This window comes from Streptomyces sp. NPDC104814 (assembly GCF_055583185.1).
This window is the reverse complement of the sequence record NZ_JBVJOL010000006.1, coordinates 197,854-217,942: the sequence shown is the minus strand read 5'-3', so window position 1 is coordinate 217,942 and position 20,089 is coordinate 197,854. Positions and strand designations below refer to the sequence as shown.

19 protein-coding genes are annotated in these 20,089 nt (G+C 73.6%); 8 read left to right on the top strand and 11 right to left on the bottom strand.

Going from position 1 to position 20,089, the window contains the following annotated elements; translation table 11 throughout:
* Positions 1-179 precede the first annotated feature (179 nt).
* A complete protein-coding gene (locus ACZ64A_RS21665) occupies positions 180-350 on the top strand; it encodes a hypothetical protein (protein ID WP_469812240.1) in 171 nt (56 codons plus the stop codon).
* Between the two features lie 75 nt (positions 351-425).
* Here the strand turns inward: ACZ64A_RS21665 and ACZ64A_RS21660 are convergent, their stop codons facing one another.
* The 3 genes from ACZ64A_RS21660 to kbpA all read right to left on the bottom strand — a co-directional run bounded on the left by ACZ64A_RS21660 (position 426) and on the right by kbpA (position 4,508).
* A complete protein-coding gene (locus tag ACZ64A_RS21660) occupies positions 426-1,019 on the bottom strand; it encodes a hypothetical protein (RefSeq protein WP_469812238.1) in 594 nt (197 codons plus the stop codon).
* A 206-nt stretch (positions 1,020-1,225) separates the two neighbouring features.
* Positions 1,226-3,592 carry a protein serine/threonine kinase AfsK gene (afsK, locus tag ACZ64A_RS21655; protein ID WP_469812237.1) on the bottom strand — a complete coding sequence of 789 codons (2,367 nt, stop codon included), beginning with the start codon at positions 3,590-3,592 and terminating at the stop codon, positions 1,226-1,228.
* A 190-nt stretch (positions 3,593-3,782) separates the two neighbouring features.
* Positions 3,783-4,508, bottom strand: a complete 726-nt coding sequence (gene kbpA, locus ACZ64A_RS21650) for an AfsK-binding protein KbpA (RefSeq protein ID WP_469812235.1) — start codon at positions 4,506-4,508, stop codon at positions 3,783-3,785.
* 134 nt (positions 4,509-4,642) lie between these two features.
* Here kbpA and ACZ64A_RS21645 point away from each other — a divergent pair, with 134 nt between their 5' ends.
* Positions 4,643-5,278 carry a TetR family transcriptional regulator gene (locus tag ACZ64A_RS21645; RefSeq protein ID WP_469812588.1) on the top strand — a complete coding sequence of 212 codons (636 nt, stop codon included), beginning with the start codon at positions 4,643-4,645 and terminating at the stop codon, positions 5,276-5,278.
* A gap of 364 nt (positions 5,279-5,642) precedes the next feature.
* Here the strand turns inward: ACZ64A_RS21645 and ACZ64A_RS21640 are convergent, their stop codons facing one another.
* Positions 5,643-6,092: an Lrp/AsnC family transcriptional regulator gene (locus ACZ64A_RS21640; RefSeq protein ID WP_469812233.1), complete on the bottom strand. Its 450-nt coding sequence runs from the start codon at positions 6,090-6,092 to the stop codon at positions 5,643-5,645.
* Positions 6,093-6,174: 82 nt separating this feature from the next.
* Here ACZ64A_RS21640 and ACZ64A_RS21635 point away from each other — a divergent pair, with 82 nt between their 5' ends.
* Positions 6,175-6,798 carry a LysE family translocator gene (locus ACZ64A_RS21635; RefSeq protein ID WP_469812231.1) on the top strand — a complete coding sequence of 208 codons (624 nt, stop codon included), beginning with the start codon at positions 6,175-6,177 and terminating at the stop codon, positions 6,796-6,798.
* A gap of 22 nt (positions 6,799-6,820) precedes the next feature.
* Here ACZ64A_RS21635 and ACZ64A_RS21630 read toward each other — a convergent pair whose 3' ends face one another.
* Positions 6,821-8,389 carry a hypothetical protein gene (locus tag ACZ64A_RS21630; RefSeq protein WP_469812229.1) on the bottom strand — a complete coding sequence of 523 codons (1,569 nt, stop codon included), beginning with the start codon at positions 8,387-8,389 and terminating at the stop codon, positions 6,821-6,823.
* A 52-nt stretch (positions 8,390-8,441) separates the two neighbouring features.
* Here ACZ64A_RS21630 and ACZ64A_RS21625 point away from each other — a divergent pair, with 52 nt between their 5' ends.
* On the top strand, positions 8,442-9,110 hold the full coding sequence (locus ACZ64A_RS21625) for a pyridoxine/pyridoxamine 5'-phosphate oxidase (protein WP_469812227.1): 669 nt from the start codon (positions 8,442-8,444) through the stop codon (positions 9,108-9,110).
* Here ACZ64A_RS21625 and ACZ64A_RS21620 read toward each other — a convergent pair.
* Both ACZ64A_RS21620 and ACZ64A_RS21615 read right to left on the bottom strand, forming a co-directional pair.
* Positions 9,088-9,996 carry a GNAT family N-acetyltransferase gene (locus tag ACZ64A_RS21620; protein WP_469812225.1) on the bottom strand — a complete coding sequence of 303 codons (909 nt, stop codon included), beginning with the start codon at positions 9,994-9,996 and terminating at the stop codon, positions 9,088-9,090. The genes ACZ64A_RS21625 and ACZ64A_RS21620 overlap by 23 nt on opposite strands.
* Positions 9,993-10,604 (bottom strand): GNAT family N-acetyltransferase, encoded by a 612-nt coding sequence (locus ACZ64A_RS21615; protein ID WP_469812223.1) that lies wholly within the window; start codon positions 10,602-10,604, stop codon positions 9,993-9,995. The genes ACZ64A_RS21620 and ACZ64A_RS21615 overlap by 4 nt, the downstream gene beginning before the upstream one ends.
* A 515-nt stretch (positions 10,605-11,119) precedes the next feature.
* On the opposite strand from ACZ64A_RS21615, the gene ACZ64A_RS21610 reads away from it, so the two are divergent.
* Positions 11,120-12,304, top strand: coding sequence for a flavin-containing monooxygenase (locus tag ACZ64A_RS21610; RefSeq protein ID WP_469812221.1), 1,185 nt, complete (start codon positions 11,120-11,122; stop codon positions 12,302-12,304).
* A 285-nt stretch (positions 12,305-12,589) separates the two neighbouring features.
* On the opposite strand, the gene ACZ64A_RS21605 is transcribed toward ACZ64A_RS21610, so the two are convergent.
* Complete coding sequence (locus ACZ64A_RS21605) at positions 12,590-13,882, bottom strand: MFS transporter (protein ID WP_469812219.1); 1,293 nt, start codon at positions 13,880-13,882, stop codon at positions 12,590-12,592.
* A 71-nt stretch (positions 13,883-13,953) separates the two neighbouring features.
* Between ACZ64A_RS21605 and ACZ64A_RS21600 the strand changes: the two genes are divergently transcribed.
* Entirely contained in the window at positions 13,954-14,997 is a 1,044-nt protein-coding gene (locus tag ACZ64A_RS21600) for a GlxA family transcriptional regulator (protein WP_469812217.1), read from the top strand.
* A gap of 429 nt (positions 14,998-15,426) precedes the next feature.
* Here ACZ64A_RS21600 and ACZ64A_RS21595 read toward each other — a convergent pair whose 3' ends face one another.
* The 3 genes from ACZ64A_RS21595 to ACZ64A_RS21585 all read right to left on the bottom strand — a co-directional run bounded on the left by ACZ64A_RS21595 (position 15,427) and on the right by ACZ64A_RS21585 (position 17,406).
* Positions 15,427-15,888, bottom strand: a complete 462-nt coding sequence (locus tag ACZ64A_RS21595) for an ATP-binding protein (protein ID WP_469812586.1) — start codon at positions 15,886-15,888, stop codon at positions 15,427-15,429.
* Between the two features lie 474 nt (positions 15,889-16,362).
* Positions 16,363-16,875 (bottom strand): EF-hand domain-containing protein, encoded by a 513-nt coding sequence (locus ACZ64A_RS21590; protein WP_469812215.1) that lies wholly within the window; start codon positions 16,873-16,875, stop codon positions 16,363-16,365.
* 156 nt (positions 16,876-17,031) lie between these two features.
* Positions 17,032-17,406 (bottom strand): STAS domain-containing protein, encoded by a 375-nt coding sequence (locus ACZ64A_RS21585; RefSeq protein WP_469812213.1) that lies wholly within the window; start codon positions 17,404-17,406, stop codon positions 17,032-17,034.
* Between the two features lie 324 nt (positions 17,407-17,730).
* Between ACZ64A_RS21585 and ACZ64A_RS21580 the strand changes: the two genes are divergently transcribed.
* Both ACZ64A_RS21580 and ACZ64A_RS21575 read left to right on the top strand, forming a co-directional pair.
* Positions 17,731-18,312: a sigma-70 family RNA polymerase sigma factor gene (locus ACZ64A_RS21580; protein WP_469812211.1), complete on the top strand. Its 582-nt coding sequence runs from the start codon at positions 17,731-17,733 to the stop codon at positions 18,310-18,312.
* A gap of 185 nt (positions 18,313-18,497) precedes the next feature.
* Entirely contained in the window at positions 18,498-19,928 is a 1,431-nt protein-coding gene (locus tag ACZ64A_RS21575; protein WP_469812585.1) for a maleylpyruvate isomerase N-terminal domain-containing protein, read from the top strand.
* Positions 19,929-20,089 lie beyond the last annotated feature (161 nt).

Sequence of the window (20,089 nt, the reverse complement as noted above, 5' to 3'; positions counted from 1 at the left end):
GCGCGTTCATCGTTCGTTTATCGCCGCCCTGCACTCTGATGGTGGTCGATGCGTCGCGTCGGGGGGCAGACGGATCGCCGCCGAGGGCCCACCGCTAGGGTGAACGGCCCTGACCTGCCCGCCCGGCGTCCTCGGGGGAGTCGCCGGGCGGGACTCGTCCCCAGCCACAGGAGTTGAACATGGCCGCAGACAAGAAGACCGACGGCACCGTCACGCCGCTCGACACGCACATCACCGACGCCGACGCCGGCACCGTGAAGCCGCTCGACACGCACATCACGGACGCGAAGGCCGACGGCGGCACGGTCGTCAAGCCGCTCGACACCCACATCACGAGCGAAGAGGTCTGACAGACCAGCACCCACGGGGGTACGGCCGCGGCGGCGCGGAGGGGGAGCCGCCGCGGCCGTGGTCTGCCGTGACGCTCAGGGCGTCGACGTCACCGGGTCCGCCACGTCGGGGACCTGACAGCGGCGGACCGTCGCCGCGTTGCCGACGACGTACTCCTTCGTGGCGACCGTTCCGCCCGCCGGGACCTCGATGTGGTCCAGTTCGGAGTCGACCGGCTTGCCCTTGGCGTCCAGGAAGACGATCCGCAGCTCGAAGGTGCCGTCCTGGGTGTTGGGGTTGCGCAACTGCACGACGGCGTAGGGCTGTTTCTTCGTCGCGCAGCTCACCAGCTTGACGATCGCGCCCTGTTGGGGGGTCGCGGTGGCCTCGGGGCCGGAGGTGTCGTCGGCCGTGTCGTCGGCGGCGTACGTGTCGTCATCGTCGTCGTAGGCGTCGTGGTCCTGGTGCGAGCTGCTGCAGCCGCCACCGCTCGAGGTGTGCCTGCTGCTGCTCTTCCCGCTCTTCCCGCTCTTGCCGGAGCCGGACTTGGACTTGCTGACCTTGCTGCCCCCACTGCTGCCGCCACTGCTGCCGTGGCTGCTGTGGCTGCCCGTGGAGAAGCCGGTCAGCGACAGGACCACCAGTGCCGACACGGTCAGGAACCTGAACTCGCGACCCCATCTGCTCATGGGGTCACCCTAGGGGCAACTGGTCACGGACATGTCACTGCGTGGCGACCGTCCCGTACCCGGCGTACCGTCGGCGATGAGAGCGGCGGACACGTCGTTCCCCGACGCGGCGGCCGCCGTCCGGCACCCCTTCCGTTGCACCCGCACGACGGCCGTCCCCGGGCACCCCGCCGCCCTCGGCACCCCGCACCGGGCGTCCGGACCCGTCACGCCGTCCGGGCCGTCCCCGTCCCCTTCTCCGCGTCCAGCGCGTACACACAGCGGTCCTTGCTGCACGCGTACACCACGCCGTCCCGCACCAGGGGCGAGCCGGTGATCTCGCCGCCCGTGGCGAGCTTCCAGCGCAGCCGGCCGTCGTCGGCCTTCAGCGTGTACAGCAGGTGGTCCGTGGAGCCGAAGTGGATACGGCCCTCGGCCACCGCGGGCGCGCCCACGATGTCGCCGCCCGCCTGGAAGCGCCACTTGGGCGTACCGGTCACCGCGTCCAGCGTGTACAGCCCCTTGCCGCTGCCGACGTGGACGTGACCGGCGACGACCAGGACCGGTTCGACGGAGGCGCGGGACTCGGTGGCGATGCGCCAGCGGTCGCGGCCGTCGGTGGCGTCGAGGGCGTACACCGTGCCGAGGAAGTCCGCCAGGTACACCCCGCCGCCGGTCACCGCCGGGCCCGGCACGAAGGCCGGCGGCGACAGGAACACCGCGGGCGCCTCGAAGTGCCACCGCACCATGCCGCTCGCCACGTCGACGGCGAGCACCCGGGTGCCGGCACTGACGTAGACGTAACCGTCGGGGGCCTGGGTGAGGCGCAGCGGGACACCGCCGCAGGAGGCCGCGTCACCGATGGGGTACGACCAGCGTTCGTCACCGGTGCGGGAGTCGAGGGCGCGCAGACGGGCGTCCTGCCAGACGTAGACGGTGCCCTCGTGCAGGGCGGGCCCGGCCTCGGGCGACTCGAAGTCGGTCTGGACGCCGGTGATCTCCCACAGCTTCTGGCCGTTCGACGCCTCCCAGGCCTGGACGCCGCCGCCGCGGGTGCCGGTGACGACCGTGCCGCGCTCGGCCTTGAGGGAGTACACCCAGGCGTCGGTCTGCAGCCGCCACAGGTCGGTGCCCGTGCGGGCGTCGAGGGCGAAGAGCGTGGGGCCGTCGGAGGCGTGGACCCGGCCGTCGGCGACCGCCATCGACCAGGCGACGTCGCGGGTCTTGAAGCGGCGCCGGCCGGTGGCCACGTCGAGGGCGTGCACCTCGAAGGAGGTGACGTAGACCAGGTCGTCGGCGACGGCCGGGGTGCCCCAGACGTCGTTCGACATGCGGAAACGCCAGGGCCGCCAGCCCGTCTGCGGCTCCGCCGGCGCGGGCGGCGGATTCGGTACGGCCGGGTCGGCGCCGCCCACACCGGGGCGCGGCCTGGACCAGGAGGCGGCGAGGGCGGCCTCGGGCGCCGGCGCCCTGACCGCGGCGGCCCGCAGATCGGCGACGCGTGGGCCGGGGCCGATCGGCACGGCGGCGCCGGCCAGCCGGACCGGGCCGGTGTCGGGCGCGCCCACGGAGACCGGCGGTGCGGGAACGGCCGGGGCGTGCGGGGGCGGCGGCGGGATGGCGGGTCCCGCGCCCTGGCCGCCGCCCGAGCCGCGACCGCCGCTGCGCGGGCCCGCCGGGGCCGGCTTGGCGGAGGGGCGGCCGCCGCGGCGCGTCTCGATCAGGGCGACGGCCTTCTCCGGCAGCCACGCCGAGGCCGTACCGCTGTCGTCGGAGCCGGAGCCGAACAGATGCGGGGCGAGCTGGGCCTGGAGGTCGGCCGGGGTGGGGCGGGCCGTGGCCTCCATCTGCATGCAGGACTCGATCAGCGGACGCAGCTCGTCGGGCAGGCCCTCCAGGTCGGGGCCCTCGCGCAGCAGCATGAAGACGGTCTCGACCGGGTTGGCGCCGTGGAAGGGCGGGTGACCGGTGGCGGCGAAGACCAGGGTGGAGCCGAGGGAGAACACGTCGCTGGCGCCGGTGACGCTGCGGGAGTCCTTGGCCTGCTCGGGGGACATGTAGGCGGGGGTGCCGACGGCGACGTTCGTCATCGTCAAACGGGTGTTCGACACACCGGAGGCGATACCGAAGTCGATCACCCGGGGACCGTCCTCGACGACGAGGACGTTGGACGGCTTCAGGTCGCGATGGACCAGGCCCGCGCCGTGGATGGACTGCAGCGCCTCGGCGACCCCGGCCGCCAGCCAGCGCACCGCCTGCGCCGGCAGTGGCCCGCACTCGTTCACTATCTCCTCGAGGGAGGGCGCGGGCACGTACGCGGTGGCCAGCCACGGCACCGCGGCACGCGGGTCGGCGTCCACCACGGCCGCCGTGTAGAAGCCGGAGACCGCGCGGGCCGCCTCCACCTCGCGCGTGAAGCGGACCCGGAACAGCTGGTCCTCGGCCAGTTCGGTGCGCACCGTCTTGATCGCCACGCGCCGGCCGGACGCCGACCGTGCCAGATAGACCAGCCCCATGCCGCCGGCACCCAGCCGTCCCAGCACCTCGAACGGCCCGATCCGCCGCGGATCGTGCTGCGTCAGCTGATCCACCACTTGCCTGCCACCTCCCCGTACGAGCCGCGTACCACCTGCTTGTGGACACGGCCGAAGTGCAGCGTCTCACCACCGCACCGCCGTGGCGGCACGCACCCCGATTCTTCCTGTCCCGGGCACCGGTTGCGAACCCGGTGACAGGAGGGGTGTCTCGCATTATTTCAGGACGGACAGGTCGTTTCGGATACGGCTACGGGCGCTCCAGCAGCGCGAACGACGCCCCCTGGTCGTCGGTCACCACCGCCACCGTGCCGTAGGACGTCGTGAACGGATCCGCCTGCACCCGCCCGCCGAGCCGCTGCACCCGGCCGAGGGCCTCCGCGCAGTCCCCCACCCGGAAGTGGACCAGGAAGTGCGGCGGCATCTCGGCGGGGAAGACGTCGGAGACCGGGGCGCGGCCGAAGCGGGGCTCGGCGTCGGGTCCGAACAGGGCGTCGTGGAAGAGATCGCCGTAGAAGGTGTTGGCGGCGGCGGTGTCCCGGGCGTACAGCTCCACCCAGGCGAAGGTGCCCTCGGCCCGGCCGCGCCCGAAGCCGGGATGGCTGCCCGGCTGCCACAGGCCGAAGACGGCACCCTCGGGATCGGCCGCCAGGGCCGCTACGCCCAGCTCGCCGACCTCCAGCGGCGCGGTGACCACCTGTCCGCCGGCCTCCCGGATACGGCGGCACAGCGCCCCGGCGTCCGGGGTGGCGAAGTGGACGGTCCAGACGGTGGGCAGCCGCCCGTCGGTCTTGCGGGCCAGCGCGGCGACCGGCTCCCCGTCCAGCCGGGCCCACACCGAGTCGCCGTGGGCGGACGCGAAGGTCCACCCGAAAAGCTCACCGTAGAACCGCTTGCCCGCCTCCACGTCCGGCAGCTGGGCGTCCACCCAGCAGGGGGCGCCCTCGGGGTACGCGGATGCGCTGTTTTCGGCCATGCCGCCAAAGTAACGGGACCGCGCGCACCCCGCAGACCAGGCACACCAGCCTCCACACCCCCGTGCACCCCATTTGCAGTCGGCCAAATAGCGCTCCGACACCCCCTCGGTAAGCTGACGGCATGACAGGACAAGTGCGTACCGTCGACGGCCGCGTGGCCGGCCGGCGAGGGCAGGCGACCCGCCAGAAGCTGCTCGACTGCCTCAGCGAGATGCTCAGCTCCTCTCCGTACCGGGACGTCAAGGTCATCGACGTGGCCCGCAAGGCGGGCACTTCGCCCGCGACGTTCTACCAGTACTTCCCGGACGTCGAAGGCGCCGTCCTGGAGCTCGCCGACCAAATGACCGCCGAGGGCACCGTCTTGGCCGACCTGGTGAAGGGCCGGTCCTGGGCCGGCAAGGCCGGCTGGCAGAGCGCACAGGAACTCGTCGACGGCTTCCTCGAGTTCTGGCGCCGGAACGACGCGATCCTGCGTGTGATCGATCTCGGTGCCGCGGAGGGCGACAAGCGGTTCAACAAGATCCGCACGAAGATCCTCACCGCGGTGAACGGCTCCCTCGCGGAGTCCATCTCCGAGCTGCAGGCCAAGGGCAGGATCGACAAGGACGTGAACCCCGCGGCGATCGCCGGCGCGCTCGTCGCGATGCTCACGGCAGTCGCCTCCCACCAGAAGGGTTTCACGGCGTGGGGTGTGAAGCAGGCCGAACTGAAGCCGAACCTGGCCCTGTTGGTACACCTGGGCGTCACCGGCAAGAAGCCGACCCGGTAACCCCGCCCGCCCCGCTCCCCCACCCCCACGTCCTGTCTGCCAGGCGGTGGTCCCCCTCCGGACCACCGCCTGCCGCATATCCGCATCCGCGGAGCCCCGGAACCTGTCTCCCCCGGGCGGCCCGGCAGCGCCCCGAGCCGTCCCAGGGCGGCCCGGCAGCGCCCCAAAGGGGCGCGGGGCAGCGCCCCAAAGGGGCGCGGGGCAGCGTCGACGTGCGGCTCCGCCGCGCGGGCGCAACCAGCCACGACGCCGCCGCGCCCGGAAGACGACGCACCCCACCACGACCGACGCCGCCCCCTCCCCCCGGCACGGACGCCACCGCACCCGGCACGGACGCCGCCGCCCCACCCAAGCCGGCGCAGCGTCACGGTAGGGGACGGTCCTTGACCACATGCTTCATCACCAGCGTGGACGTCAGCCGCTGGACCCCCGGCAGGGTGGCCAGGCGGTCGTCGTAGAGACGCTGGTACGCGGCGAGGTCCGCGGCGACCACGCGGAGCAGATAGTCCGGTTCGCCGAACAGCCGCTGTGCCTCCACCACCTCCGGCACCTCCCCGAGCGCCCGCTCGAAGCCGGCCACCGTCTCCCGGTCCTCCTGCCGCATCGAGACGAACACCAGCGCCTCGAAGGTCAGCCCCACCGCCGCCGGATCCACCACCGCCCGGTACCCGCTGATCGCCCCCGACCGCTCCAGCTCGCGCAGCCGCCGATGGCAGGGCGAGACACTCAGCCGCACCCGCGCGGCCAGCTCGGTCACGGTCAGCCGCCCGTCCTGCTGGAGCTCGGCAAGGATTTTCCGGTCCACGTCGTCCATGAGGGAAATCTTCCCCCACAGTGCGAGAGCACGGGCAAATTTCGGGAACACTTTCGGGCTGATCGCGCCTAATGTCCCCGGTATGGACTCCGCAACACTCCTCTCCTTCCTCGCCCTGGACTTCCTGCTGGTCTGCGTGCCGGGCGCCGACTGGGCGTACGCGATCGCCGCGGGCCTCGGCGGCCGCAAGGTGACGCTGGCCGTCGCCGGTCTGGTCGCGGGATACGCGCTGCACACGGCGCTGGCGGCGGCGGGGCTCGCGGTGCTCGTCGCGGGCTCACCGGCGCTGCTGACCGCGCTGACCGTGGTGGGTGCGGGGTACCTGGTGTGGCTGGGCTGGAACGTGCTGCGGCGTCCGGTGACGCCGGACGCCGGGGAGTCGGTGGACGCGCAGGGCGGGCTGCGGGTCTTCGGCCGCGGCGCCGCGATCAGCGGGCTGAACCCCAAGGGGCTGCTGCTCTACCTCTCCGTCCTGCCCCAGTTCCTCACCGTCCACGGCGCCCACCTGCCCGTCCCGGCGCAGACCGCCGTCCTCGGCGTCCTCCACATGGCGTGCTGCGCCGCCGTCTACCTGGCCGTCGGCCTGCTGGCCCGTGCGGTGCTGGGCGCCCGGCCCGCCGCGGCCCGCGCGGTCACCCGGACGTCGGGCGCGGCGATGCTGGGCATCGGCGCGTTCCTGCTGGTGGAGCGCCTGGCCACGCTGTGAGGACGGTCCCGCCGAGCTGCCGTCAGAGCGGACCGGGCACCGTCAGCAGCCGCCCCTCCACCGTCCCGATCACCAGCCGGCCGTCCTCGGCGGCGGTCAGGCAGGCCGGAGTGTAGGTGTGGCCGCCGAGGGTCAGGGGCGCACGCCGTACGACCGTGCCGTCGGCGGCGTGCAGGGTGAGCAGCTCGCAGCCGCCCGTGACCACGTACAGGTGGCCGTCGTGGACGTCGACGCCGGTGACCCTCGCGTCGAAGCGGTGCGCCCACAGCAGGTCACCGCCGGGGTAGGCGCGGCGCACCAGGTGTCCGGCGTCGCGGACCGTGCAGGCGTGCACCAGCCCCGGCCCGGCCGCGTCGTCCACGTACACCGCCGCGCCCGCGCGCAGATAAGGGCCGAGCATGCCGTCCCAGGACAGCGGGAAGAGCCGCTCCGCACCGGCCGGGGAGAGGCGGACGACCCACTTGTCCAGGTGTTCCGTAGGGGTCCCGGCCGCGCCGTGGCCGCGCAGGACCAGCAGATCCGGCGAGCGGCGCACCCGCAGGTCGAACGAACCGTCGCTCTCCCCCAGCGGCAGCTCCGCCAGGCGCCGCCCGCTCGGGGTGTACACGACGCTGTCGTACGGCGGCCACCGCGGGCCGGGGAAGATCTCGCGGGAGTCGCGGGCGACCCAGGCGCCGTCGGCGCGCCAGGCGAGAGCGACGGGGAAGTCGAGCCTGTGCTCGGCCAGCCGGCTGCCGTCGGCGAGCGCGAGGCGGCGCAGGAAGGTGACCGGGTTGCCGCTGTCGCCGTAGCGGACGGTCACCCAGGCGCTCTCCTCGTCCGGACAGACATACAGATGACCGCCGTTGCGGTGGAAGGACTCCTCCGGTTCCGGCACCGACCACAGCAGGGTGCCCTGCGGCGACCAGCACTCCAGCAGGGTCCCGCTGCTCAGGGCGGCGAGCACCCGGCCGTCGCGCAGCACCTCCACGACGGCCACGCCCGGGCGGTGGCTCCAGGCGCGTCCGTGTTCGGCGGCGAGCGCGGCGAGGTACTGCTGCGGATGCCGGATCTCCGGGCCGCTCATCCGGCTCCAGTCGGCCACGGCCTCGGTGCGCGGCCATCCGAGCGGCGCCGCGAGGTCCTCGGCGCCCACACCGGACCAGTCGTCGCGTACGACGGTGGAGCGGGTGTGGGTGTCCCGGCCGGGGTCCTCGAAGTCGACGACGGGTTCGGCGAAGGTCACCTCCAGCCGCCGGGCGTCCCGCCAGCGCACATGGACGACCCCGGCGCCGGCGACGGCCATGCCGGTCCTGCGGCGCGCGTCCGGCTCGTACACGTACAGCGCGCCCCGGCGGTCGAACTCGTCCCCGGACTCCGTGCCGACGGCGAGGACGGGCAGCCGCGGATGGAAGGCCAGCGTCTCGACGCCGCCGTCCACCCGGAGCTGGTCCCACAGGGCCAGATCGGCCGTCCGGTACACCGCGACACGGCCCTGACCGGCGCGGTCGAACACCAGGCAACCGACCGCCAGCCAGCGGCCGTCGGCGCTGACGGCGGTGGTGAAGGGATGGCCGATCTCGGGGAACGGGTCGTCGGGTGTCAGGCGCATCCGGCCGAGGCTACCGTCCGGTGATCTTCACGGGCCGGTCATACTGCCGCTCATGGCAACCCCCTTGCATGAGCTGCTGAGGTCGCTTCGGGTGTGGGACCCGGAGGTGACGCGGCTGCCGCCCCTCGACCCGGACGCCGCCCCCGCCGACCCGCTCACCCTCTTCGAGGAGTGGTTCGCGGACGCGGTGGCGGCCGGGCAGCCGGAACCGCACACCATGTCGCTGGCCACCGCGGACGAGCAGGGACACCCGGACGTACGGATCGTCATGCTGCACGGCGCCGACGCCGACGGCTGGGCCTTCGCCTCGCACGCCGTCAGCCACAAGGGCCGCCAGCTCGCCGAACGGCCGTACGCCGCCCTCTGCTTCTACTGGCCGGTGCTCGGGCGGCAGGTGCGGGTGCGCGGACCGGTGACGGTGGCTCCGTCGGCGCAGGCACAGGCGGACCTGCACGCCCGTTCCACCGGGGCGCTGGCGGCCGCGCTCACCGGGCGGCAGAGCGCGCCGCTGGAGTCCGTCGAGGAACTGCGGCGCGTCGCGCAGGCCGCGTGGGACCGGGCCCGGCGCGAGCCGGACGCCCAGGCGCCGACGTGGACGCTGTACCGGCTGCTGCCCGAGGAAGTGGAGTTCTTCCAGGGGGACGAGGCCCGGCGGCATGTGCGCGTGCTGTACCGGCGGGAGGGCGGCGGCGAGTGGGTCAGGGGCCTGCTGTGGCCGTGACGTCACCGGCGGCGTCCTCCACCGCGGCCGCCCCGAACTCCCACACGCGGAAGTCGGCCACCGGCCGGTAGCCGATCCGCTGGTAGAGGGCGTTGCTGGTGGGGTTGGCCAGGTCGGTGAAGAGCAGCACCTCGTCGGCTCCGGCGGCGAGCGCGGCGCGGCTGACCTCGGCGGTGGCGGCGCCCGCGTAGCCGCGGCCGCGCAAGGCCGCCGGGGTGTAGACCGGGGCCACCCGGACCTGCCCGGCGATCAGTCGGGTCACGCCGGCCATGGCGACCGGGGTGCCGTCCGGCGTCTCCCAGAGGGTGACGCCGCCGTAGGCGATCCGTGCGTCGGCCCAGGCCCCGGCATCGGTCGGCGCGGACTCGCCAACTTCCTCCGCGAACTCGGTGAACCAGCGGGTGAGCAGGGCGCGGTCGCCGGCGGTGGCGACGCGGGGGCCTCCGGCCGGTGCCGGCCAGGGCGGCGTCAACTCCGCCAGACGGTACAGACGTTGCCGCTTGCCGACCTCGGCCGTGGCGCCGGTGCGGCGCTGCCAGGCCGAGGCGAAGGCCGCCGCGGTGGGCTCGTCGGCGGTGACGCCGGACGGGTCGACGCCCTCGGCGGCCAGGTGCGCGGCGAGTGCGCCGGCGTCCGCGTCGGGCTCGGGGAGTGCGGTGACGTTCAGGGGCCACGGGGGTGTGCGGACGAACACCGCCTCGACGCGGCCGGCGCGTTCCAGGACGCCGAAGACGGGGTCGCCGTCGCCGAACGCGTGCAGCCCGCGGTGGCGCAGCGCGTCCGTCACGGTGAGCGGGAGGGTGTGCGCGGCGGGGCGGGAGTGCAGGAAGGTTCCTGCGCGGGCGAGGAAGGCGTCGAGGTCGGGGGTGCTCCACCAGCCGCTCATGCGGGTGCCTCCTTTGCGTCGGGGCCGGTGCCGGCCTTGGCATGGGGCTCGGGGTCGGTGGCGAGGCGCGCGTGCAGATGGCAGTCGCGGAAGGCGTCGCGGCGGCCCGCCTCCCACATCGCGCCGCGCAGCGTCCCCTCGTAACGGAAGCCGCAGCGTTCGGCGACCCTGCAGGAGGCGTCGTGGCCCACGGCGTGGTCGAGTTCGAGGCGGTGCAGGGCGAGGTCGGTGAACGCCCAGCGGCTGGCGACGGCCAGGGCACGGCTGGCGACGCCCTGGCCGCGGGCCTCGGGCAGCACCCAGTAGCCGACGACGGCGGAACGCATGGCGCGGTCGATCCGGCTCACGCCGATGTGACCGAGCGGGGTGGCACTGTCGGCGTCCTCCACGCAGAACGCCACGCCGGTACCGGCGTCGGCCGCGTCGGCCTTGGCACGGAGGGTGGCGCGGGCGTCGGCGAGGGTGGCGATGGGGCGCAGGGGTGTGTTCCAGCGCTGGAACTCCGGGTCGGAGCACCCACGCAGGAAGGTCTCGACGTCGGCGTCCGAGGCGGGGTTCCAGCGCCGGAGGCGGAGGTCGTGCATGCGGAGGGCTGGGGCAGCGGTCATTCGGTCATTGAACAGGAGGGGGGCGGGGGGGTGGTCGGGTTTTTCGGGTCCGTGAGCACCTGCGGGTGCCTGCGGCGCCGGGTGCGTTGTTGTCTGCGGGTTTCGTTGTGGCTGGTCGCGGGTGCCTGCGGCGCTGGGCCGCCTTTCGTCTGCGGGTTTCGCTCTGGCTGGTCGCGCCGTTCCCCGCGCCCCTTTTGTGCCTGCGGCGGCCCGTCACCGTCCGGTGGGGGCTGGTGCAGCGCCTGCGGTTCGTCGTGGGGCGGGGCCGGGGTGGGGGGTGTCCGTCCTCGGTCCGGCCGGCCGTTTCCGACGAGCGCTCGGTGTCACGGTGCCGGACGCTGCGGGCGGACACCCCCCACCCCGTCCCCTCCCCGCCGTACGCGGCTGCGGGCCGCCACGGGTTCGGGTGAGGGCCGCCACACCGGGGGGTGGATTTTCACAGGCGTGATCAATCCGCAACCAATTCCCCTCTTGACCGAGACCCATCAAACGCGGGCGTGATTACGCTCGCGCTCATGGCCGACTCCCCCACGTCCCCGCGCCCCGTCTACGTCGTCGGCGGCGGCCCCGGCGGTCTGTCCGTGGCGTACGCGTTGCGGGCCCGGGGTGTACGGGCCGTCGTACTGGAGAAGGCGGACCGGGTCGGTGCGTCCTGGCGCGGCCACTACGACCGGCTGCACCTGCACACCACCCGCCGTCTGTCCGCCCTGCCGGGCCTGCCGATGCCCCGCCGGTTCGGGCGCTGGGTGGGCCGGGACGACGTGGTGCGGTACCTGGAGAAGTACGCCGAGCACCACGAGCTGGAGATCGTCACCGGTGTCGAGGTGTCGCGCATCGACCGGGCCCCGGACGGCTGGCTGCTGCACGCCACCGGCGGCCGGGAGCTGACCGGTGCCGCCGTGGTCGTCGCCACCGGCTTCAACCACACGCCGTACGTCCCCGAGTGGCCCGGACGCGACACCTACACCGGCGAGTTCCTGCACGCCTCCCGCTACCGCAACGCCGCGCCGTATGCCGGCCGCGACGTCCTGGTCGTCGGCGTCGGCAACACCGGTGCGGAGATCGCCGTCGACCTCGTGGAGGGCGGCGCCGCGCGGGTGCGGCTCGCGGTGCGCACCGCCCCGCACATCGTGCGCCGCTCGACGGCCGGCTGGGCCGCCCAGTACACCGGTGTCCTGGTACGGCGTCTGCCGGTGCCCGTGGTGGACGCGCTCGCCCGCCCCCTGGCCCGGCTCAGCGTCCCCGACCTGTCCGCCCACGGCCTGCCCCGCCCCGATACCGGCCTGTACAGCAGGGTCACCGAGGGCGCCATCCCGGTCCAGGACGTCGGCCTCATCGACGCCGTACGCACCGGTCGGGTGGAGATCGTCGCGGCCGTGGAGGGCTTCGAGGACGGCAAGGTACTGCTCGCCGACGGCACCCGGATCAAGCCGGACGCCGTGGTCGCCGCCACCGGTTACACCCGCGCCCTGGAAAGCCTCGTCGGCCACCTCGACGTACTGAAGGAAGACGGCCGCCCCACGGCCCACGGCTCCCGCACCCCCCACACCGCGCCGGGCCTGTACTTCACGGGCTACACGAACCCCATCAGCGGCATGCTCCGCGAACTGGCCCTGGACGCCGGGAAGATAGCCAAGGCCATCGTCCGGGCCAACGGCACCACCGTCTCCCGCCTCCCCGGCGCGGCGCCCCGCACCTGAACCGATGGCGGCCCGCACCCGCGTACGGCGGTGAGGGGACGGGGTGGGGGGTGTCCGCCCGCAGCGTCCGGCACCGTGACACCGAGCCCTCGTCGGAAACAGCCGGCCGGACCGAGGACGGACACCCCCCACCCCGGCCCCGACGTGGAACCGGCCGCAGGCGAGGACCGCAACCACCCACCGGACGGCGACGGGCCGCCGCAGGCACAAAAGGGGCGCGGGGAACGGCGCGACCAGCCACAACGAACCCGCAGACGAACAACGACCCCGCGCCGCAGGCACCCCTCACACCCCAACCCGCGGAGCGCGCCGCATCACCAACGCCATCAACGCCGCCACCGCGCACAACGCCCCCGACGCGTACCACACCATGTCGTAGCTGCCGAAGACATCCCGGGCCACACCCCCCAGCCCCGCCACCACCGCGGCCCCCACCTGGTGGGACGCCAGCACCCAGCCGAAGACGATCGCGCTGTCCTCCCCGTACTGCTCCCGGCACAGCGCCAGCGTCGGCGGCACCGTCGCCACCCAGTCCAGCCCGTAGAAGACGATGAAGAAGACCATCGGCGGATGGACGCTCGGCGCCAGCAGCATCGGCAGGAACAGCAGCGACACCCCCCGCAGCGCGTAGTACACCGCCAGCAGCCGCCGCGGCGAGAACCGGTCCGTGAACCAGCCGGAGGCGATCGTGCCGACGACGTCGAACACCCCGATCACCGCCAGCAGTGACGCCGCGGCCGTCACCGGCATCCCGTGGTCGTGCGCCGCCGGCACGAAGTGGGTCTGCACGAGCCCGTTCGTGGACGCGCCGCAGATGGCGAACGTCCCGGCCAGCAGCCAGAACGGCCCGGTGCGCACCGCCGAGAACAGCACGGTCAGGGCGCGCCGCGCCGCGCCGGTGACGGGAGCGGGCTTGGGCACGAACACGGCCGAGCCGTACGGCTTCGCGCCCACGTCGGCGGGGTGGTCGCGCAGCAGCAGCCAGACGAACGGGACGACGGCGAGCGCGGCGAGGGCGACGGTGACGGCGGCCGGCCGCCAGTCGTGGTTGTGCTCCAGCATCCAGGACAGCAGCGGCAGGAAGATCAGCTGCCCGGAGGCGGAGCCGGCCGTGAGGATGCCGCTGACCAGGCCGCGCCGCTCGGTGAACCAGCGGTTGGTGACGGTCGCGGCGAACGCCAGCGCCATCGAACCGGAGCCGAGGCCGACCAGCAGGCCCCAGCACAGCCACAGTTGCCAGGCCGCCGTCATCCACACGGTCAGGCCGGAGCCGATCGCGATCACGGTCAGCGCGGCGGCGACCACACGGCGGATGCCGAAACGGTCCATCAGCGCGGCGGCGAAGGGCGCGGTGAGGCCGTACAGGGCGAGGTTGAGGGACACGGCGGCGCCGATCGTGCCGCGTGACCAGCCGAACTCCGCGTGCAGCGGGTCGATCAGCAGTCCGGGCAGGGAGCGGAACGCGGCCGCACCGACGATCGTCACGAAGGTGACCGCGGCGACGAACCACGCGCGGTGGATGCGTGGCCGCCGGACGGGCTCCTGCCGGTCGGTGAGTGCTTCGGTCGTCTGCGTCACGTCCTAGAGCTTCGCGGTGGGACGACCGCGGAACGAGTGGCCCGGAGGACAGCATTCGTTAGGATCGGGCCATGGAATCAGCCGACTCCGCCGATCCCGCCGACGGTTTCCGTCCGCACCGTGTCGTCGTCCTGGCCCTCGACGGTCTGCTCCCCTTCGAGCTGGGCATCCCGCACCGCATCTTCGGCCGCCCCAAGGACGCCCTGGGCCGGCCGCTGTACGAGGTGGTGACGTGCTCGGTGCGCCCGCCGGGCCCGGTACAGACGGACGCCGACTTCAGCGTGCACGTCCCGCACGGCCCCGAGGCGCTGGCGCTGGCCGACACGGTGATCGTCCCGGCGTCGTACGAGCTGGGCCCGCTGTACGACGAGGGCGTGCTGACCGACGAGCTGGCCGCCGCGCTGGCGCTGATCCGCCCGGGCACCCGGCTCGCCTCCATCTGCACCGGTGTGTACGTCCTGGCCGCCGCCGGCTACCTGGACGGCCGCCCGGCGACCACGCACTGGGCCGACGCCGAGCGCTTGCAGCGGCTGTTCCCGAGGATCGCGGTGGACGCGGACGTGCTGTTCATCGACGACGGTGACGTGCTCACCTCGGCGGGGGTGGCCGCCGGGATCGATCTGTGTCTGCACATGGTGCGCCGCGACCACGGCACGGCCGTCGCGAACGACGTGGCCCGCCGTACGGTCGTACCGCCGCACCGCGACGGCGGGCAGGCCCAGTACATCGACCGGCCGGTGCCCGATCCGCAGCAGGCGACCACGACCGCAGCGCGGGCGTGGGCGCTGGGGCGGCTGCACGAGCCCATCCAGCTGCGGGACATGGCCGCGCAGGAGTCGATGTCGGTCCGTACCTTCACCCGCCGCTTCCGCGAGGAGACCGGCGTCAGTCCCGGCCAGTGGCTCACCCAGCAGCGCGTGGAGCGGGCCCGGCACCTGCTGGAGTGCACGGATCTGTCCGTCGACCAGGTCGCCCGGGACGCGGGCTTCGGTACGGCCCAGTCGATGCGGCAGCACCTGCAGGCGGCGCTCGGCGTCACCCCCACCGCCTATCGCCGCACGTTCCGCACGGCGGGCAGCCGCGCCGGCGGGGGTGAGATCGGCGCCCTGAGCTGAAGAAAGTTGTCCACAATCTGTGGACAACTTTCGGGCGCTGCTGCGCGAAGTGCGCGCCTTCGTACGGCCGACGGCGCGCGGCCGTCCGCCCCGAGCACGGCACCGCGCACCGTCGGCCGGCTCCGGCGCACCCGCCCGGCCCCCTCACTCCGGGCCCCCGAGGGGGAACCGCCGCCGAACCGCGCGATCCGCACTCGCCGAGGACGCCCGGTCACCGGTGCCCTCGCCGTCCCCTCGCGGCGGATCGCTGCCCACAAGCGTGATCAAACGGACACTCGGCGTCAACACCACGGGGGAGAAATACTACTTACGTCCCTATTGCCCGGGGCGCGCACGGAAGCACAGCCCGGGCGCACGGCAACTCCACAGGGGTCACACAGCAAGGCGGGATCGCATCGCGGCGCGCGGCTCGCGATGCGATCCCGCCGGTCACACCGCTTCGAACGCCAGCCCCCCGTACGGCGCCGCGAGTCCACCGCAGACGCTTCCGGACTCACGCGTCGCGCTGCACCGGTCGAGTTCACACCAGATGCGCTTGCCCGCGCCCTCGCGGCTCCAGCCCCATCGGTCGGCGAGTCCGTCGACGAGGGCGAGACCCCGGCCGCCGGTGGCGTCGCCGTCCACGCAGCGCGGCACGGGCGCGCGCTCACTGGAGTCGGCCACCTCCAGCCGTACCGTGGCCGACTCGGCCGCGACGCCCGGCAGGGACAGCCGCAGCACGGCCGGATGGCCGGTGTGCACCACGGCGTTGGTGACGAGTTCCGACACGAGCAGGATCAGCGTCTCGGCGAGGGGTTCGTCGGCCGCTATCCCCGAACCGGCGAGCCGTGAGCGGGCCCACCGCCTGGCGCGCCCGACCTCCGCGGGGTCGGGCCGGATCTCCAGCTGCACTTGAAGCACCTGCACCGCTCACACCATCCGAACCGGCGGACACATGGCCGCGCGCCACATGAGCACCACGACGACGAGAGCCACGATCGTAGCCATTTTCTGCATGGCCAGGACAATGGCCGGAGCCTGGATCACGGAACGTGAAACCCTTATGCCACAGCTTGGTTGACGTACCGTCACCCCAACAAGCGCTTCGGGCATATTCCAGCGCGAAGGAGTACCCGTGCGGCATACTGTGCGACGCTCGTCAGGGGGAGTCGAACAGGCACCACCGGCATGGCTCGTACCGGGAACCACTCGCATCTCACACAAGGTACCGGAGGGACCCGCCGACTCCGGGCCGTGACGGCCCCCTCCGAGGACACAACCCGGTATCGACGCTCAGTGACACCGGATTGCCACGATCCGCGACATCTTTGGCCACGGCTTGGTGTCTCGTCGGCTCCGCAACTCCCGTGTCCCGCACCGCTGCTGCTACTGCGGCACCGTGAACCAGCGGGCGAAGGCGGGCACGCTCTCCGCCTCGCCGACCCTGCCGTCGCCGTCCGCGTCCAGCGCGGCGGCCGCGGCCCCGGCCCGCTCCGGCGCGACACCCAGGGCGCGCAGCACGCGCGCGGTGTCGGCGACGGTGGCGAAGCCGTCGCCGTCGGTGTCGGCCACGGCCAGGGCCGCGTGCAGGAAGGGGCGGGCGATCTCGGCGAACCGCTCCGGGTTGTCGCGCAGCCGCTTGACCGCGCAGGTGACGAACTCCTCGCGGGTGATGCGCTGGTCGCCGTCCCGGTCGGCCATCCCGGCCATGCCCTGCCAGAACGCCTCCGCGCCGGCGTACAGCGTCTGCCCCTGGTCGGAGCGGGCCGCGACGCCGAACTCCGCGAGCAGCGCCTTCGCCGCGACGCTGAAGTCCTCGCGGTCGATCCAGCCGTTGCCGTCCTGGTCGAAGGTGGCGAACCGGGCGGCGATCTCACGCTCGTACTCGCTGCTGACCATCTCTTCTTCGGCCGCCTTAGGTCGGGGTGGGTGGTGCATCCGGCATGCGAGCGTACGACGCACGAACGAGCGCGGCGGGGAGGCGGCGGCGGTTGTGCCGAGACCGGCGGAAAACCGGGACAACCCTGTGGCAATCGGCGTGAAACGACTCACATCTCAGGCCGAGAGCGGCTCCTCGCCCACGGCGCCTTCGAGGTCGGCGTACACATCGAACAGGCGGCGCACGCCGAGGGCTCCGAGGACCCGGTTGACGTGGGAGCCGTCCACGGCGCCCTGCGCGGGCAGCACCAGCCGCAGCCGGCCCTGACAGGAGCGCAGCAGGCGGCGGGCGGCGATGAGGACACCGACGCCGCTGGAGTCGCAGAAGTGCACCTGGGACAGGTCGAGGACGAGGCAGTGCCGGCCCTCGGCGACCACGTCGTGCACCCGCTGCCGCAGCACCGGGGACGTCATCAGGTCCAGTTCGCCCGACACCTGGAGCACGGCCCACGCCCCTTGCTCCGAGTCGGTCACTGTGAACGTCACCACCACGCCCCTCGCTCGCCAAACGGAAGGAGTTCTTACGCTTCCTCGCAGCGCGGCTGCCCAGCGGGCGTTTCCCTGAAACGCCCCACTGAAAACGGGCGCCGATCAAAATCGGCTTGTTTCAGTCGGATTCAATCCCATTTCGATACTGTTCGATCGAGCGCCAAGGTGTTCCGGGGGCAGCTTCTTCGGGTAAGCGCTCTAGCACGCACGGCCCTCAGGGGGGCGCACATTGGCACAAAGGGGCGTGCGTTGTCGGACGTGCCGACTACATTCGAGGTGTCGGTGGGCGCACGCTGAAGACGGGCACGGCCAGGGTGAGGGGGCCTCATGGCGAAGAAGGACGCACCGCCCCGCTGGGACCGCAAGATGCAGCAGCGGCTGGCACGCGGGGAGGCGGCAGCCCTCGGCGAGCTCTACGACCGCTTCGCCTCCCTCGTGCACGGGCTCGCGCACCGCGTGCTGGGCGACGAGCGGGCCGCCGACGGCGTCACCCGCGAGGTCTTCGCCCACGTCTGGGAACACCCGGACAGCTACGACCCGAAGCGCGGCCCGCTGCGCACCTGGGTAGCCGACCTCACCCGCCGGATGGCCGTGCAGCGGCTGCGGGCCACCGAGACCGCGGCGCTCGCCCAGGGGGCGGCCGGCTCCCCCGACGAGCTGGAGCGCAAGGTGCGGCACGCCTCGGTGGCCGCCCGCGCCGACTACATCGTGCAGGCCATGCCGGCCCCGCTGCGCGCCGCCCTGGAACTGGCCTACTTCCAGCGCCGCGACTACCGCCAGACCGCGGCCGACCTCGGCGTCACCGAGGACGAGGCCCGCCGCCGGCTCCGCCTCGGCCTGCAACTGCTGTCCACCGCCCACGACGCCGGCACGCCCGGCGCACCACCGGAGTACGGGGGTGCCGCGTGAACGACGCGGAGGGCTTCGCGTCCCGCGACGACGAGCGGGACCTGCCCGGGGCCGCCGACGGCAAGGAGGGCCGGGAGACGGCACACGGCACGGGCGCGCTGACCGGCGGCCGGGTCGGACCGGAGCTGCGTGGCACGGACGCCTGGGGGGACATTCCGGTGCAAGGCGGAAGCGGTGGGGAGTTCATGGAGCCGGGGGACTCCGAGGAGCCCGGGGACCGAGAGAAGCCCCGGGACGGAGAGAAGCCCCGGGACGGTGAGAAGCCCGGGGGGTCCTCGCAGCCCGGTGGGCCCCCGGAGTCCGAGGGGCCCTCGGAGTCCGTGGTGTCCCGGGAGGTGGGCTTCGGCGAGGCGTACGGATCCGGTGACCACGGCCACGGGGGCGGCTCCGGCGATCCGGGGGGTGTGCCCGCTCCCGGGCAGCCGCCGCGGATACCCCTGCCCCGGGCGGCCGTCGAGGACAGCGGGCAGCCGCTGCCCGACCCGCCGCCGGCGCCCCAGCCGCCCGTCCTGCCGCACCCGGTGCTGAAGTCGCTGCTCGGGGCGTGGGCGCTGGCCGCGTGCTCCCCGGAGGAGACCGCGGCCGTCGAGGACCACCTGGGCGACTGCGGCACCTGCGCCGTCGAGGCGCGGCGGCTGCGCGAGGCCGTCGGCCTGCTCCAGCGCCCCGAGAGCCTCGACCTCGACCCCGGCCTGCGCACCCGGGTGCTCCAGGGCTGCCTCGACCGGCGCCCGCCGCGCATTCCGGTACCTCAGTGGGCGAGGGCGTACGACGCGGAGACGGCGCGGCTGGACGCGCTGCTGCAGGACTTCGGGGAGGCCGAGTGGCACGCGCCCGTGCGGCTGCGCTGGTTCGAGGCCGACGCGACGACCACCCGCCGTACCACCGTCGCCGGGGTGATCGCGCATCTGCTGGCCGTCGACGGGCTGGTCGCGGCGGCGCTCGGACTCGACGACCCGCTCGCGGACGTGCCCGCGCAGGCGCCGACGCCCGCGGGGCGCACCGAGGCGTACTGGCGCGCCTCGCGCTTCCCGCCCACCCGCTCGGTGCGCGGGCCCTGGCGGGAGCAGAGCCATGAGCTGGTGCGCACGGTGTCGTTCACCGGCAGCACCGCCGGGCTGCTCAAGGTGCCCTACGGACAGGGCGAACTGCCTTTGCGGGACGCGATGCTGGACCGCGCCTTCGAGTGCTGGGTGCACGCCGGTGACATCGCGGATGCGGTGGACTACCCCTACGACCCGCCCGCGCCACGGCACTTGAACGGCATGATCGACCTGGCGGCGCGGATGCTGCCGCAGGCGCTGGCGGCCCGCCGGCAGGCGGGGCTGACCGCGCTCGGCGAGAGCCGCCACCTGGTGTCCGCCGGGCGGCCGGGCCGGAGCCTGCGGCTGGAGATCGAGGGCTCGGGCGGCGGCGAGTGGCTGATCCCGCTGGACTCACCGGCGGCGGTCGCCTCCGCGGACCATGAGGTGGCCCATGTCGCCCTGGACGACGTGGAGTTCTGCCAGCTGGCGGCGGGCCACGTGTCTCCTGCGGAGGCTGCGGCGGGGCAGGTGGGCGACCGGGAGGCGATCAGGGATGTGCTGTTCGCTGTCGCTGGACTGAGCCGGATGTAGGGGTGGGGGCGGGTTCGTCGGCGGGTGCGGGTGGTGGTGGGCCGGTCGCGCAGTTCCCCGCGCCCCTTGGCCGGCCGCCCCGGCCCGCGGCCGCGCGAGCACAGAAGCCCTCGCCCTCCTAGGGGGTGTCTCGTCGATCAGGCCGGATCAGGGAGCGGCGT

What these genes read in the sequence shown, in the direction of transcription:
- ACZ64A_RS21665 (WP_469812240.1), top strand. Translation starts at nt 180, where the DNA reads ATGGCCGCAGACAAGAAGACCGACGGCACCGTCACGCCGCTCGACACG.
- ACZ64A_RS21660 (WP_469812238.1), bottom strand. Translation starts at nt 1,019, where the DNA reads ATGAGCAGATGGGGTCGCGAGTTCAGGTTCCTGACCGTGTCGGCACTG.
- kbpA (WP_469812235.1), bottom strand. Translation starts at nt 4,508, where the DNA reads ATGGCCGAAAACAGCGCATCCGCGTACCCCGAGGGCGCCCCCTGCTGG.
- ACZ64A_RS21640 (WP_469812233.1), bottom strand. Translation starts at nt 6,092, where the DNA reads ATGGACGACGTGGACCGGAAAATCCTTGCCGAGCTCCAGCAGGACGGG.
- ACZ64A_RS21635 (WP_469812231.1), top strand. Translation starts at nt 6,175, where the DNA reads ATGGACTCCGCAACACTCCTCTCCTTCCTCGCCCTGGACTTCCTGCTG.
- ACZ64A_RS21630 (WP_469812229.1), bottom strand. Translation starts at nt 8,389, where the DNA reads ATGCGCCTGACACCCGACGACCCGTTCCCCGAGATCGGCCATCCCTTC.
- ACZ64A_RS21625 (WP_469812227.1), top strand. Translation starts at nt 8,442, where the DNA reads ATGGCAACCCCCTTGCATGAGCTGCTGAGGTCGCTTCGGGTGTGGGAC.
- ACZ64A_RS21620 (WP_469812225.1), bottom strand. Translation starts at nt 9,996, where the DNA reads ATGAGCGGCTGGTGGAGCACCCCCGACCTCGACGCCTTCCTCGCCCGC.
- ACZ64A_RS21615 (WP_469812223.1), bottom strand. Translation starts at nt 10,604, where the DNA reads ATGACCGCTGCCCCAGCCCTCCGCATGCACGACCTCCGCCTCCGGCGC.
- ACZ64A_RS21610 (WP_469812221.1), top strand. Translation starts at nt 11,120, where the DNA reads ATGGCCGACTCCCCCACGTCCCCGCGCCCCGTCTACGTCGTCGGCGGC.
- ACZ64A_RS21600 (WP_469812217.1), top strand. Translation starts at nt 13,954, where the DNA reads ATGGAATCAGCCGACTCCGCCGATCCCGCCGACGGTTTCCGTCCGCAC.
- ACZ64A_RS21590 (WP_469812215.1), bottom strand. Translation starts at nt 16,875, where the DNA reads ATGGTCAGCAGCGAGTACGAGCGTGAGATCGCCGCCCGGTTCGCCACC.
- ACZ64A_RS21580 (WP_469812211.1), top strand. Translation starts at nt 17,731, where the DNA reads ATGGCGAAGAAGGACGCACCGCCCCGCTGGGACCGCAAGATGCAGCAG.
- ACZ64A_RS21575 (WP_469812585.1), top strand. Translation starts at nt 18,498, where the DNA reads ATGGAGCCGGGGGACTCCGAGGAGCCCGGGGACCGAGAGAAGCCCCGG.